Annotated in this window: 15 protein-coding genes; 7 read left to right on the top strand and 8 right to left on the bottom strand. The window is 68.5% G+C overall.

The window, feature by feature from the left end; genetic code table 11:
- Window positions 1-9: 9 nt before the first annotated feature.
- The 3 genes from Q9K23_RS11425 to Q9K23_RS11415 form a co-directional block, all read right to left on the bottom strand.
- Window positions 10-459 (bottom strand): hypothetical protein, encoded by a 450-nt coding sequence (locus tag Q9K23_RS11425; RefSeq protein ID WP_020792285.1) that lies wholly within the window; start codon window positions 457-459, stop codon window positions 10-12.
- Between the two features lie 313 nt (window positions 460-772).
- On the bottom strand, window positions 773-1,402 hold the full coding sequence (locus Q9K23_RS11420; RefSeq protein WP_020792288.1) for a superoxide dismutase: 630 nt from the start codon (window positions 1,400-1,402) through the stop codon (window positions 773-775).
- A gap of 309 nt (window positions 1,403-1,711) precedes the next feature.
- A complete protein-coding gene (locus tag Q9K23_RS11415) occupies window positions 1,712-1,858 on the bottom strand; it encodes a hypothetical protein (protein ID WP_187343590.1) in 147 nt (48 codons plus the stop codon).
- Between the two features lie 147 nt (window positions 1,859-2,005).
- On the opposite strand from Q9K23_RS11415, the gene msrA reads away from it, so the two are divergent.
- The gene (gene msrA / locus Q9K23_RS11410; protein ID WP_053778584.1) at window positions 2,006-2,707 is read left to right on the top strand and encodes a peptide-methionine (S)-S-oxide reductase MsrA; all 702 of its coding nucleotides are present in this window, start codon (window positions 2,006-2,008) and stop codon (window positions 2,705-2,707) included.
- Window positions 2,708-2,713: 6 nt separating this feature from the next.
- Window positions 2,714-3,781, top strand: coding sequence for a winged helix DNA-binding domain-containing protein (locus tag Q9K23_RS11405; protein ID WP_053778569.1), 1,068 nt, complete (start codon window positions 2,714-2,716; stop codon window positions 3,779-3,781).
- 22 nt (window positions 3,782-3,803) lie between these two features.
- On the opposite strand, the gene Q9K23_RS11400 is transcribed toward Q9K23_RS11405, so the two are convergent.
- Entirely contained in the window at window positions 3,804-4,550 is a 747-nt protein-coding gene (locus Q9K23_RS11400; protein ID WP_020792971.1) for a VOC family protein, read from the bottom strand.
- A 229-nt stretch (window positions 4,551-4,779) separates the two neighbouring features.
- Between Q9K23_RS11400 and Q9K23_RS11395 the strand changes: the two genes are divergently transcribed.
- The 5 genes from Q9K23_RS11395 (at window position 4,780) to Q9K23_RS11375 (ending at window position 9,305) form a co-directional block, all read left to right on the top strand.
- Window positions 4,780-5,634 carry a S49 family peptidase gene (locus Q9K23_RS11395; RefSeq protein ID WP_020792968.1) on the top strand — a complete coding sequence of 285 codons (855 nt, stop codon included), beginning with the start codon at window positions 4,780-4,782 and terminating at the stop codon, window positions 5,632-5,634.
- A 397-nt stretch (window positions 5,635-6,031) separates the two neighbouring features.
- Window positions 6,032-6,373, top strand: a complete 342-nt coding sequence (locus Q9K23_RS11390) for a rhodanese-like domain-containing protein (RefSeq protein ID WP_053778570.1) — start codon at window positions 6,032-6,034, stop codon at window positions 6,371-6,373.
- An 11-nt stretch (window positions 6,374-6,384) separates the two neighbouring features.
- Window positions 6,385-7,512: a DUF4328 domain-containing protein gene (locus Q9K23_RS11385; protein WP_305950507.1), complete on the top strand. Its 1,128-nt coding sequence runs from the start codon at window positions 6,385-6,387 to the stop codon at window positions 7,510-7,512.
- Window positions 7,509-8,300 (top strand): glycerophosphodiester phosphodiesterase, encoded by a 792-nt coding sequence (locus tag Q9K23_RS11380; protein ID WP_053778571.1) that lies wholly within the window; start codon window positions 7,509-7,511, stop codon window positions 8,298-8,300. Before Q9K23_RS11385 ends, Q9K23_RS11380 begins: the two co-directional genes overlap by 4 nt.
- A 12-nt stretch (window positions 8,301-8,312) precedes the next feature.
- Window positions 8,313-9,305: a DUF5926 family protein gene (locus tag Q9K23_RS11375; RefSeq protein WP_053778572.1), complete on the top strand. Its 993-nt coding sequence runs from the start codon at window positions 8,313-8,315 to the stop codon at window positions 9,303-9,305.
- Between the two features lie 898 nt (window positions 9,306-10,203).
- Here Q9K23_RS11375 and Q9K23_RS11370 read toward each other — a convergent pair.
- The 4 genes from Q9K23_RS11370 to Q9K23_RS11355 form a co-directional block, all read right to left on the bottom strand.
- A complete protein-coding gene (locus Q9K23_RS11370) occupies window positions 10,204-10,746 on the bottom strand; it encodes a ferritin (RefSeq protein ID WP_020792123.1) in 543 nt (180 codons plus the stop codon).
- Between the two features lie 81 nt (window positions 10,747-10,827).
- The gene (locus Q9K23_RS11365) at window positions 10,828-12,264 is read right to left on the bottom strand and encodes an LCP family protein (RefSeq protein WP_348533961.1); all 1,437 of its coding nucleotides are present in this window, start codon (window positions 12,262-12,264) and stop codon (window positions 10,828-10,830) included.
- A 48-nt stretch (window positions 12,265-12,312) separates the two neighbouring features.
- Window positions 12,313-13,122 (bottom strand): CPBP family intramembrane glutamic endopeptidase, encoded by an 810-nt coding sequence (locus Q9K23_RS11360; RefSeq protein ID WP_053778573.1) that lies wholly within the window; start codon window positions 13,120-13,122, stop codon window positions 12,313-12,315.
- A gap of 92 nt (window positions 13,123-13,214) precedes the next feature.
- Complete coding sequence (locus tag Q9K23_RS11355) at window positions 13,215-13,991, bottom strand: DUF2470 domain-containing protein (RefSeq protein WP_305950506.1); 777 nt, start codon at window positions 13,989-13,991, stop codon at window positions 13,215-13,217.
- Between the last annotated feature and the right edge of the window lie 14 nt (window positions 13,992-14,005).

Raw genomic sequence — 14,005 nt, 5'->3', positions numbered from 1 at the left:
GGGGGTCGATCAGGCAGGGCATTTCACGGTGTACGACCAGTTGGTGTTCTGGCCGCCGTGCACGAGCACGTCGACGAAGTCGTCGCTGCCGCGCGGGACGTTCACCCGCACACTTCCGGTGCCCTCGTTGACGTCGTCACCGACATAGCCGGTGGTGTAGATCTCCTTGCCCTGGTAGATCACGTCGATCTTGTCCGGGACGTTCTCGGTTTCGTAGTCCAGGACGAATGACGTCGGTCCGGTTCGGCCGAGGGTGTGGCGCGTGCGGGTGACGCCGTCGTGGCCCGACTCGGTCGAGTCGTTGCAGTGCTGGGTTCGTTCGGGGGCCGAGGTGGTCGGCGGCCCGCCGAATCGCGGATCCTTGGTGCCGTCGGCATGGGCGACGGCGGGGACCGCGAGGGTCAGGGCGGCGGCCGACAATGCGGCTGCCGAGAACACGCGGATGCTGCGTGAGGTCACGGATGCTCCTTCAGGGTTGTGGAGGTGAGCATCGTGACGCTAACCGGACGAGTACCCGCCGCAGTATCGGCCGACCGGGTGATTCACCGGCGGACGGCGTCGTCCGTTTGGGGGAAAGTTGTTGTGGTTCCCCAGATTTGGTGACACCCGATCGGGGGACCGGGCGGCGACTGTGTGCGCCGGTGCCCTTGTGCGACGGTGCCTTTACGCGACGGTGCCGTCACATCACGGTGCCTTCGGAAGACAGCGGCCTCCTGACGACAACGGGCGGCCGTCCACGAGGGACGGCCGCCCGTCGAGCGGTGATGATCGATCAGGCGGGGACGATCAGGCCCTTGCCCTGAGCGGTCGCACGGGCGAAACGCTCTGCGGCGTCGGCCCAGTTGACCACGTTCCACCAGGCCTTGACGTAGTCCGGCTTGACGTTCTGGTAATCCAGGTAGAAGGCGTGCTCCCACATGTCGAGCAGGACGACCGGGATGATCGCGGCCGGGATGTTGCCGCTCTGGTCGGTCAGCTGCAGGATCACCAGCTTGCCACCGATGGTGTCGTAGCCCAGGATCGCCCAGCCCGAACCCTGCAGGGTGGTGGCGGCGGCGGTGAAGTGGGCCTGGAACTTGTCGAAGCCACCGAACTGGTCGTCGATGGCGGCGGCCAGCTCACCCTCCGGCTTGTCGCCACCGTTGGGCGACAGGTTCTGCCAGAAGATCGAGTGGTTGGTGTGACCACCGAGGTGGAAGGACAGGGTCGCCGACAGGCCGTAGACCTTGCCTGCGATGCTGCCGTCCTCGCGGGCCTCGGCGAGCTTCGCGAGGGTGTCGTTGGCACCCTTCACGTAGGTCGCGTGGTGCTTGTCGTGGTGGAGCTCCATGATCCTGCCGGAGATGTGCGGCTCCAGAGCCGCGTAGTCGTAGGGGAGATCCGGCAAGGTGTATTCAGCCACGGTAATCCTCTCTGCGCTCAAACCCTCTGGGCGCATACCTCTTTTCGGGTACTGCTTCTCACTATCGACGCGCGGTGACCGCCTTGGTGGACGCCGCCTCGCGGATGTCTTCCAGCTTTCCGTAGCCGATGGGGCATTGCAACAAACCCACCACAATAAACCTCAAGTGTGGTTGAGGTCTCGCGGGTCGTCGGCGAGGTCCTCCGTTGTCGAAAAGTATTGCCGGCATGAGGATTTCACGTACGCCGCGGACGTCCTTAGGGTGGGTCGGACCGGGGTGGCGAGGATCTGGCCTGGTGGGATGCGATCTCAGATGAGGATCAGGGCGAGCAAAAGGGCGAGCAGTGCGGCGATGCTCAGGCCGATCCCGATGCACGAGGTGCGGACGTCGTAGCGCGGCGGAACGGGGCGGGCGCGACCGGCCGATCGCAGGTGGGGTACCGCGGGAGAGACCATCGCCGTCCTCGAATCGCTCCGTGTGCCGATCGGTGCGTGCCCCCCCAGTGGACAGTGACCGGCATCACATTTGTGACCGTCATCATAGACACCGACGTGAGCTTTCTCAAAACCGGTGTCCTGCCGAACACGCGTACAGTTGACGACATGTCGTGGATTGACCAGCTGATTTCGTCCCGACTCGGTAAGCAGGAGCTCGTCGCCGCCGAGGCCGCACTACCCGGACGGGCCACCCCTGTCCGGCTCGCCGCGGAGAACATCATCACCCATCACCCCATGCGCGGGGCCGATGCCGATCAGGGCACCGGAATCGGGACCTTCGACGCCGGATTGTCCGCGGTGGTTCTCGCCGGCGGGTGTTTCTGGGGCGTCGAGGAGATCTTCTGGCAGGTCCCGGGCGTGTGGACCACCGCAGTCGGCTACGCCGGCGGGCACACCCCCAACCCCACCTACGAGGAGACCTGCACCGCGCACACCGGGCACACCGAGTCGACGCTCGTCGTCTTCGACCCGTCGGTGATCGACCTCGAGGGCATCCTCAAGATCTTCTGGGAGTCGCACGATCCGACGCAGGAGATGCGGCAGGGCAACGACATCGGCACCCAGTACCGGTCGGCGATCTTCACCACGTCCGACGCCGACGCCGAGACCGCGCGCGCATCGGCGGCAACCTTCCAGACCGCGCTCACCGCTGCCGGACTCGGTCCCATCACCACCGAGATCGCGCCGCTGGCCGACGCCGGGGACGGGCGCTTCTACTACGCCGAGGACTATCACCAGCAGTACCTGGCGAAGAATCCCCACGGCTACCGCTGCCACGCGGCCACCGGGATCAAGTTCCCGGCATAGCCGCCGATGGCGCAGGCCCTCACCGCCGGGCAGTGGAATCGCACCCTGCTGCACCGGCAACACCTGCTCGCGCGTGCCGACGAGGACGCCATCGAGGTGATCGATCGCCTCGTCGGCATGCAGTCGCAGGACCCACGCGCGGCGTTCTTCGGATTGTTCTCGCGCATCGAGGATTTCGATCCCGGCGAGCTCGACACCTTGATCACCGACCGCGAGGTGGTGCGGATGGCGCTGCTGCGCGGCACCGTCTTCCTCGTCGATGGCCAGGACGCACGGTGGATCCGGCCGTTGGCGCAGGCGGCCTTCGACACCGGACTGCGTGAGCACCGACGCCACCTGGTGTCGGCCGACGCCGATGCGGTGATCGCCGAGGCGCGTGCGGTGCTGTCCTGCGCTGCACTGCGCGTCGCCGATCTCGGTGCACGCCTTGCCGAACGGTTCCCCGACGAGACCCCGACCACGCTGACCGCCCTGGCCCGCAGCGGATTACCGCTGGTGCAGGTCCCGCCACGCGGATTGTGGGCCGGTCGTGGCACCCCCACCTATCAGCTCCTCGACGACTGGATCGGCCCCGGGGAGGCCGCCCTGGCCGACGACGAGGCACGCCGGGAACTGATCCGGCTGTACCTGCGCGGGTTCGGTCCGGCCTCGGTCGCGGCGATCCAGACGTGGTCGGGGATACGGGGACTGCACCCGATCGTCGAGGCGATGGAACGCGACTGGGAACTCCTCGAGTACACCGGCCCGGACGGTCAGAAGCTCTACGATCTCGAGGGTCTGCCCCTCGTCGACGCCGACCGGCCGGCCCCGGTGCGCCTGATCGCACCCTTCGACCATGTCCTCGTCGCCCAGGGTGACCGCGCGCGGATCGCCGACGACGACCTGTTCGCCCGGACGGTCACACCCAACGGGCGCTCGCCGGGATTCGTGCTCGTCGACGGCCGGCTGGCCGGGACCTGGCGACTCGACGCCGATGCGGCAGTGGCGGTGGAGCTCTTCGTCGCCGTCGACCGGCGCACCCGCGCCGAGCTCGACGACGAGATCACCCGACTGACCGGGTTCGTCGCGGGCTGAGTCCTGGACTCCGGTGCCATTCTCATTCTCCGGTGCGGGGATTGCGATCGGTGATGCAGTAACGCCGCCCCGCCGGATCGCGCATCACCGTCCAGTGCTCGAATCGTTCGACAACCGTTGCGCCCCAGCCCTCGTGGCGGGAGATCTCGTCGTCGACGGAGGTGGTGGCGAGGTCGAGATGGGCGGTCGTCGTCGAATCCGGCGCGCCGACGTCCAGCCGTTGCAGCAGGATTCCGATCGCCAGTCCTCGATCACGTTCGAGCGCAACCAGTTCCGGTCGGCTCGTCGAGACCGCGGGCCGGCCGGTGAGGTGTTGCCAGAAGTTCAGTTCGCGTTCGAACCGTGTGTCCGGGACGTCCATACACACCTGGTCGATGATGCTGATGGTGTCCTCGGGCCATCGGATCGGGCGGGATCGGCGGGCGCTGCCGTTCCAGGCGACCAGACAGAACGGCAGCCCGCCGGGTGAGGTGAGGGTCAGGTGATCGCCGTGGTCGCCGGTCGTCACCGCGCCCGCTGCGCAGGCCACGGTGGCAGCCACATGCGGGTCGTCGACGTGGAGGTCGAGGTGTACCCCGCCCGGCCCCTCCTGGATGCGTTGGACCCGAAGGTGGGCGTCGCCGTTGAACGGTTCGAGGGTGGCGAACTCGCGGTGTGCTCCGCGCGGAGGGGAGACGGTGCTGCCGGCGATGGCCCGCCAGAAGGTCACCTCGTCGCCGAATTCGGCAGGTGTGAAGTCGAGGAACGCGGTGAGCCACCGGATCTGCACCCCATGCAGTGTAGGTCGGCCGATCGGTCCGGACAGGGGTTGTGAGCACAGGGATCGCCGGTGGCGGGGATCGGGGACGGTGGCGGATCGAGGACGGTAGTGGATCGAGGGCGGCGGGGATCGAGGACGGCGGGGATCGGGAACCGCGGGGATCGGCGGTGGCCCCGGCCTGTGCCGGTGGGGGTTGCGCCGACGAGGGGCGGGTGACCGTGTCACTAGACTCGGCGGGATGAGAGGTGGACCCCTGGGCAGGATCGCGGCCAAGCTGAACCACGACCGCGCCGAGAAGGTGGCGGTGGTGCGACTCGAGGGGGCGATCGGGCACGGTGGCGGACCGGGAGCGGGCCGCGGCATGACGACGACGTCGGTGGAGCCGGTGCTCAAGCGGGCATTCGGGACCGAACATCTGCGTGCGGTGGTGATCGTGATCAACTCGCCGGGCGGCTCGCCGGCGCAGTCGGAGTACATCGCCGAGCGCATCCGGCAGCTCGCGTCGGAGAAGAACGTCCCGGTGCTGGCGTTCTGCGAGGACATCGTCGCGTCCGGCGGCTACTGGATCGCCTGTGCCGCCGACGAGATCTACGCCGCGCACACCTCGATCGTCGGATCGATCGGTGTGGTGTCGTCCGGTTTCGGTTTCGGCGATCTGCTGTCGCGCTTCGGTGTCGAACGCCGCCTGCACTTCGCCGGTGAGAACAAGGTGCGGCTGGACGCCTTCTCCCCGGAGCAGCCCGACGACGTCGCATGGCTCGAGGGGCTGCAGGGCGACCTGCACGAGGCGTTCAAGGCGTGGGTGCGGCAGCGGCGCGGCAAGCGGCTCACCGTGGAGGACGCGTCGGTGTTCTCCGGCGATGTCTGGGTGGGGCAGAAGGCGGCCGAGGTCGGGCTGGTCGACGGTATCGGGGTGATGCGGTCGGTGGTCGCCGAGCGGTACCCGGATGCCGAGATCGAGTCGGTGGATGCACCGCGACCGCTGCTGAGCCGACTGGTCGGTGATCAGTTCGAGGCGTCGGCGCTGGCCGAGCAGGTACTGACCGGGGCGATGAGCGCCGTCCACCGATGGCAGGACGTACGGTTCCGCTGATCGTCCGATCGACTTCGATCCACATTTGTGCACAACTTTCCCCAATCTATCCACAGGGCCCAGGTGGGCTTGTGGATGACCTGTGATCGACCGGGAATGCAGTTCCGTGAACTGTGTGGCAGATATCGGGGCCCAATCGGTGACCGGCGTCACAAATGGGTGGGGTCGGCCAGCGTGTTTGCCACATTGTCCACAGGCGGATCCACAACCCGCGCCGCCAACTGTGATCCGGGTCACGGGTGTGCACAACGGCATGTGGATAAAGTTATGTAGGTCTACATAGCCGATATCACGGGCCTGTTCCGGCACGTCGGCGGGGTTGCGTCGACGCTGCCCGGGTGTCGGCGACATCGCCGTTTCCCCCGGCGACGCTCGGTGGTCGGGCCGCTGTGCAACCATGGATCCCGTGAGCACGGGCGATATTCCACAGGTACCGGTCACCGAACTTCCGGACGATTTCAGCGACGACGCCGGCCGGCTGCTTCTCGACGTCCGTGAGGACGACGAATGGGCCGCCGGCCATGTCCGCGGCGCCGTGCACATCCCGCTCGGCGAGGTGCCGGCCCGGATCGAGGAGATCGATCCCGACGCCGAGCTCTACGTGATCTGTCATTCCAGTGGCCGCTCGATGCGTGTGCTGGCCTATCTCGAGCGGATCGGCTACCCGGGCACCTGTGTCGAGGGCGGCATGCTCGCCTGGTACCAGAACGGCAAGCCGATGATCACCGGACAGGGATAGGTCCGACGCCGATGCTCGACCTCTGTCCGCGGTGCCGTATCCAGGCGCCGCATCGTCCGGGCCGCGGGCGGTGTCCCCGCTGCGGTGGTCCGCTGACCGTCGTCGCCTCCGACGCCGAGGCGTCGGCGGTGGTGGCCCGGTACGCGGCACTCGGGTCGCCGGCCCCCGGTCATCCCCAGACCCAGGCCTATCCCCAGGCCCCGGCCCATCCCCAGACCCCGCCGTCGCAGACCCCGATGGCCGGGCCGCCCGCCCGCCCGTCGTCGACGGTCTCCCGGCCTGCGGGTATCCATCCGGCCGGTGCGCCCCGGATGTATCGCAGTCGGCACGTGCGCTGGGTGGCGCGACGTCCCGCCGACACCCTGCCGCGGCCCCGACCGGCGCGGGTCCGGATTCCGCGTCGCATCCCGCGCTACATCTACCTGCCCACCTGGGGCCTGTACGACGCCCCGATCGACGAGACCGAGTCCACCCGCGACTCCACCCGCCTCGGCGCCGCGCTGACCACCGCCTTTAACATCGCCGGTGCCATCTTCGTCGCATCCGCGCTGGCGCACCTGCTCCGCTACCTGCTGCTCGTGATCAACCGTTCGACCACGCTGCCCGGATGGCTGATCGCGATCAGCACCGCGCTCGTCCTGGTCGCCGGCCTGTTCGCGATCGGCGGTCTGGTCTATGCGACCGTCGTCTTCGTCCGCTGGCTGATCGCGGTGCGTGCCGACACCTACGCCGACGCCGGCCACCTCGAACCGCGTCGGCGCTGGCAGATGATCGTGTTGTCGGCGATCCCGCTGGTCAACCTCGTCGGTGCGCCGCTGCTGCTCCACGAGGCCGTCGCGATGGCCGACGGGGGACCGACCGGCCCGAACGGGGTCGACGGCCGGTCCCGCGATCGTCTGGTCCGGCTGTGGGTCGGCTGGGCGGTGGTCAACGCCGTCGCCGTCGCCGCCGCCGTCACCTGGTGGGTGGCCGCGGCATCCGGATCGATCCAGACCGGCGCCAATGCGCTGCTGCTGGTGATCGTCACCGCCGCGGTGTCCGCGGCATTCGCCTACTGGGCGGCCCGCCGGCTGCCCGCACTGTTCACCGCCGAGGCGCACCAACCGGCCCCGGCCCGACGCTGGGTGGTGGCCGCATGACCAACGGGGGACAGGTCTCCAGATCGGGTACACCCGCCGTCGTCGCCCACCGTGGCGCGTCGGCCGACCGGCCCGAGCACACCCTCGCCGCATACGAGCTGGCCCTCGCGCAGGGTGCCGACGGACTCGAATGCGATGTTCGACTGACCGCCGATCACGAGCTGGTCTGCATCCACGACCGCACCGTCGACCGCACCTCCGACGGCACCGGCATCGTCAGCGAGATGACGCTCGCGCAACTGCGTGAACTCGACTTCGGCACCTGGCACGCCTCGGGTACCTCGGCGCAGGTGCTGACCCTGCGGGAACTGCTGACGCTGACCCTGGACTGGCGTCGGCCGGTGCGCCTGTTCATCGAGACCAAGCATCCCGTCCGGTTCGGCAGCCTGGTGGAACAGAAACTGCTCGCCGCGCTCCAGGAATTCGGGGTGGCCGGCCCGCCGTCGGCCGATCACAGCCGCGCGGTGGTCATCTCGTTCTCCTCGGCGGGGGTCTGGCGCATCCGACGCCATGCGCCGATGCTGCCCACCATCCTGCTCGGCGACACCGCCCGGGTACTCGGCGGCAGTGCCGCCACCGCCGTCGGTGCCACCGGGATCGGGCCGTCGGTGGAGACGCTGCGGCTGCATCCCGATCTGGTCGACCGGGCCGCCGCGGCCGGGCGGGTGACCTACTGCTGGACCGTCGACGAACAGCCCGATGTGCAACTGTGTGCCGACCTCGGCGTCCGGTGGATCGCCACCAATCATCCGCAGAAGGTGCGCGAATGGCTCGTCACCGTCGCATGAGAAGCTTGAGCGATGGGCAAGAAGAGCAAACGCGGTAGCGGGCCCCGGCCCGGGAGCAATCGGGCCGAGCGCGTCGCCGCACGCAAGGCGCGGCAGGCGGCCGCACCGGCCGAGCCGAGTCGTCCCTTCGCCGGTCTCGCCGCCGAATGCGACCTCGTGGCACTGAGTGTGTTCGTCTCCTCGGCCACCGCGGTCCTCGACCTCGTCGAACCCGGTCCGCCCGAGCCCGAACTGACCTCGGTCATCCCGTCCGACGACGCCCCCGCCGTGGAGGTCCCGCCGGGCACCCGCAATCGTGTGGTGCTCGCGACCGTGCTCCCCGGCGCGGTCTCGGCACTCACCCGTGAGAACCGCGGCGTCACCGAGGGCATCGTCGCCCTGCAGACCGACCCCGAGCCCGAGGACATCCCCGCGGCCCTCGGCGTCGCCATCGACTGGGCCGCGCACGCCGCACCCGGCGGCGAATACCGCGGCCAGATCGTCACCGAGGCCGGTCCGGCACTCACCGATGTACTCAAAGCCGATGCGCCACTGGACATCACCGTTCACGGCGACTTCGACTGGTGGTTCGTCGCCGGCTCCGACATCCCCGCCGACATCGCCGCCATGGTCCAGCGTGCCAAGGACACCATCCTGCCGTCGGCGCGGATGCACGTCGACAGCGGTGTCGGCGCCCCGTGGTGGGTGGACGCCGGCGAGAAGGCCCACCTGCGTTGGGTTCGCCCGGAATCCGAGGACGAGCTGATGAATGCGCTTGCACGACTGCATGCCTCGGGTCGGCTCACCCTGGGTGAGGGCTCGCGTTTCGCCGGTTCGTTCCGCACCCACGGCCTGTTGGTGCCGGTCTTCGATCTCGACGTCGAGCGCCACCACGAGGAGTGGTACGACGCCCTCGACCAGCTCGACACCTGGATCGGTGACGCGCTCGCGCAGACCGGTGATCTCAGCATCGAGGAACGCAGTTCGCGTGACGGCCTGCGCTCACGGCAGGTGACCCTGCGCTAGGGGCCGACTTCCGGGGTGGTCGCCGACATTCTCGGCGTACGGGGTTTCGACTCGGGTCCTCGCCTTGGGGGCTGTTTCAAAATGGCCGACAGCCAGAATGTTGAGGTCGAACGCTCAGTTCGCCGAAGGTGATTTGGTCCCCAAATCGCTTACGCGGCGATTCAGCCCCTCTTTTCCGAGGACCAGCTGGCTATGTTCTTGAAAATGAAACAGCCCCCTTGGCGGCTCGGTCCCGGCTCTACCATCCAAGGTTGTTGCGTCCGTTGGTGGTTGAGCCGATGAGGAGCGTAGCGACGAGGTGTGTCGAAACCTCAGACGGCCGGGTTCGTCGACGTGACCACTTGGGAGGTGGTTGCGTCCCGACATGGGCTGCGGAGATTTCGACTCGGGTCCTCGCCCTTCTGGCTCGGTCCCGGCTCAATCATCAATGCCCAGTGGGTGGTTGAGCAGGTGAGGAGCGTAGCGACGAGGCGTGTCGAAACCTCTGTCGGCTGGGCTCGTCGGCGTGACCAGTTCGGAGGTGGTTGCGTCCCGACGGGGGCTGCGGAGATTTCGACTCGGGTCCTCGCTGCGCTCGGTCCCGGCTCAATCATCAACCGGCCGTTGGTGGTTGAGTCGATGAGGAGCGTAGCGACGAGGCGTGTCGAAACCTCAGACGGCCGGGCTCGTCGGCGTGACCAGTTCGGAGGTGGTTGCGTCCCGACGGGGGCTGCGGAGATTTCGACTCGGGTCCTCGCTGCGCCCGGTCCCGGCTCAATCATCAACCGGCCGTTGGTGGTTGAGTCGATGAGGAGCGTAGCGACGAGGCGTGTCGAAACCTCAGACGGCCGAATATGCCGACGCGACAACCGGATACGACGAAGTCCGCCCACCGACGGTGGACGGCCTTCAGCGTGAATCAGAGATTGCCGCCCGCAGCGGGGGGAGCGGTGGCGTCCTTGCCCGCGCTGCCGTTGAGCTCACGCTCGACGAAGTTCTCGAGGTCGAACAGGTTGCCGTTGGCGCGCTCGGCGATGGTCTGCAGCGTGGTCATGGTGGCGACCTCTTCGATCTGCTCCTTGAGGAACCACTGCATGAACTGCTCGCCGAGGTAGTCGCCGGTGTCGCGGGCCGACTTGGCGAGATCGACGATCTGCTGGGTGACGCGCTTCTCCTGGTCGAGGGCCAGCTCGATGGGGGCCTTGTAGTCGGAGAACTCCGAACGCGGCGGATCGATGCCGGGAACCGACACCTCGATGTCGCGGTCGAGGAAGTACTGCACGATCATCATCGCGTGGTTCCGCTCCTCGACGGACTGGGTGTAGAAGTGGCGGGCCAGCTGCGGCATGTCGTGATTGTCGTAGTAGACGGCGACCGCGATGTACTGCTGCGACGCGGCGAACTCGTGGCCGATCTGCGCGTGCAACAACTCCTGGAACTTGGTGCGATCTGTGGTGGTCATACGTCGAGGATAGAGTCCTTCGGCCGTCCGATTCACCCCAGTTGACCCTTACTGAGGACAGTCTGACCTTGTTCTATGTCCTCAGTTCGGGGTCGAATCGAGCAGATGATCGGGGATGGGTTGTCCCCGCCGGATGGCGTCGAAGAACTCCTTGGTGTTGTCGCCGACGGCCAGTGAATCGCCGTCGTCGGTGTAGATGTCGCCGCCGTTCGGGGTGGTCACGGTCTGCGGGGAACTGCGCAGCGCCCACGCGAGGGAGGCCAGATTCCAGATGTGGGTGCCGTTGTCGACGACGAGGGTGTCGACGACACCGTTGACGAACGGGAACAGCCGGAACGGGTTGAGCAACACCGAGAAGCCCGTCGCCTTGGACATCAGTGCGGCCAGGAACTTGCGCTGGTTCTGCACCCGCTGGAGGTCGGCGTTGGGGAAGTCGCGGGTCCGGACGAAGCCGAGGGCCTGCTGCCCGTTGAGGGTCTGGCATCCGGCCTTCAGGTTCAGGCCGGCCTTCGGATCCCGCATCGGGGCGTCGACGCAGATGTCGACGCCGCCGATCGCGTCGACGAGCGAGTCGAATCCACCGAAACCGATCTCGGCGTAGTGGTCGAGCCGCATCCCCGACAACTCTTCGACGGTCTGCACGAGCAGCGGCGCACCGCCGATACCGAAGGCGGCGTTGATCTTGTGCTCGCCGTTCCCGGGGATCGGGACGTACAGGTCGCGGGGGATCGAGATGATCGCCGGATCACCCGACGGCGGTTTGTAGACCAGCATGATCGTGTCGGTGCGGGCACCGTCGCTGTCGCCGGTGGCGAGATCACGTTTCTGCTCGTCGGTGAGCCCGGCGCGGGAATCGGTGCCCACGATCAGCCAGGTGGTGCCCGGACTGGCGGCGGGCCGACCGGCATAGGTGGCCAGTGCGTCGATCCGGTCGAGTTTGCTGTCGTAGTAGAACATCAGCCCGATCGGGGTGACGACGAGCAGGAGCAGCACCACCAGCAGGATGCGGCCGATCCGGCGCCTGCGTGGCCGTCGCGGACCGCTGCGGCGACGACGCCGACCGCGGTCCGGTGTGGGCGGGGTGTCCCGCGGGGGCGGGGCGGTGGGGCCTGCCGGCCGCGGCGACGCGGGTGCGGCGGAGCGGGCCTGGGTCCGCCCGCGGGGCTCCGGTCCGGCCGGGATGGGCTGGGGTTTCTGCGGCGGCGCATACCCGGGGACGCCGGGACCGGTCGCCGACCACGCCTGGGGTGGCCGATAGGCGGCGTCGTCGGGGCGCGCACCGTGGCGGCGCGTCCGCTCGTCGGATGCCGGTGGCGGCGGTGGTGCCGGTCGTCGTGCGCCGGGCTCGGCGGGTGGGCCCGGATTCCGCGCGCCCTGGGCCGGGAACCGGGGGGCCGGCCCGGCATGTGCGGGGTTGTTGCGCGCGGGCGACTGATGCGCCGGTGCCGGATTCCGTCGGGCCGGGCCGGGCGGCGGACCACCGCGTCGTCCCGCATTCGGCGGATCGGGCTGGTTCATTGCATCGAAGATACCGAGTACCGGCAAGGGGCCGTGTCATTCACCTGATCACCCCACCCAGGACAGATGCCGATGCAACAGTGCGTATCCGACGAACGCCACCACGTCGATCACCGCATGTGCCACCACCAGCGGCCACACGCGGTTGGTCACCTGGTAGTACCGGCCGAACACGAGACCCATCACGATATTGCCCAGACCTGCACCGACACCCTGATAGAGGTGGTATCCGCCGCGCAGCACCGCACTCGAGAGCAGCGCCGCATTCGCCGACAACCCGAGCTGGCGCAACCGTGTGATGAAGTACGCCACGACGACGATCTCCTCGGCGGCGGCGTTCCCGACGGCCACCAGGATGTACAGCGGCCAACGCCACCACGCGCCTTCGGTCTCGCTGGGCACCAGATGTGCGTTCATGCCGAGTGCGCGGGCGACGGCGACCAGCGCCAACCCGGGCAGTCCGATGAGTGCGGCGAGGAACAGGCCGGGCGGGACGTCGGTCCGCGGGCGCAGCCGCCCCAGGCCGACCGATGACAGGCGCAGCCCGCCACGCCAGAGCAGATACGCCCCGAGTCCGGCGATCGCGTAGAGCCGCACGGCGCTCATCAGCTGCCGGATCAGGTCGATGGCCGAGACATCGGATCGACTCGGATTGAGTGCCACGGTCGCATTGCCGACGCCCACCGACACCTGCAGTTCGATCAGCGACAGGATCGCCGAGACGGCCGAGAACCCGAAGGTCAGCACACCGACGATGCACAGTTCGAGGATCAGTGCGCGGCGTTCCCGGGGGTCGGTGACGGTGCCGGGGACATGGTCGGCCGGTGGGCGCAGCCAGGCGGCGACGGGGACACGCATGCCGGTCAGCCTACGGCCGCCGAACCGGGTGCGGTCCGCGCGTCATCTCGGCCGCCGGCGGGACAGGCCACCGTGATCGGCCGCGGTGGAGATCAGTCGGGCAGGCTGTTCATGAACGGGCAGCCGGCCAGCGAACGCAGTGCGCGGGACAGCTCGGCGACGTCGGCGACCGGCCGGGGGAAGGGGAGCCGGACGTCGGAGTCGCCGTCGATGCCCTCGATCCGGAAGCGGATGCCGAAGCGGTCGAGCCCGAGCGGACGGACCCGGCCGCGGCGCAGATCACGCGGCAGGCGACGGGCGAGCTGCCCCACCATGTCGGCGTGGTCGGCGTCGAGATGGGCGATCCACTCGCCCTCGTACTCCCAGAACGGGTCGGGGTCGGCGACGGCGAGCTCGGCCGCGGGCACGCAGGCGGCGCCGGAACTGCTGGCGACGACGGCGGTGTCGACCTGCAGCCGGATCATCGACCGGCCGTGGCCGATGTCGAGGAGTCCGCCGTTGGGGTGTTCGGTGGCGATCTCGAGGGCCAGGTCGCGTTCGAGGTCGCGGGGCACGGGGTGGGCGGTGCCGTTCAGCCAGATCAGGGACCGGACGCGTTCACGCAGTTCGATGGGTGCGCAGTCGGTGATCTCGACCATCGCGGGCACACCGTCGGGGGAGTTCCCGGCCAGCGGGATGATGTCGCTGTCGGTGGGGATCAGCAGGAAAGCCTGGGACTCGAAGAGGTGCACCAGGTCGACCGATGCGGGGGCGGGGGTCGGTGCGCCGCCGCCGGTGGTCTCGACGGCGATCATCGCTGCGCCGGCCCGACGGCAGGCGGTCGCGATGACCTCGGCGTCGGACGGGCGGTCGGTGATGGCTCGCGTCATGGGGGTTCCTCGTG

The sequence above is a fragment of the Gordonia sp. NB41Y genome, from assembly GCF_030718915.1.
GTDB lineage: Bacteria > Actinomycetota > Actinomycetes > Mycobacteriales > Mycobacteriaceae > Gordonia > Gordonia desulfuricans.
Note: the sequence above shows the minus strand (reverse complement) of the source record. Positions and strands in the feature narration are given on the sequence as shown.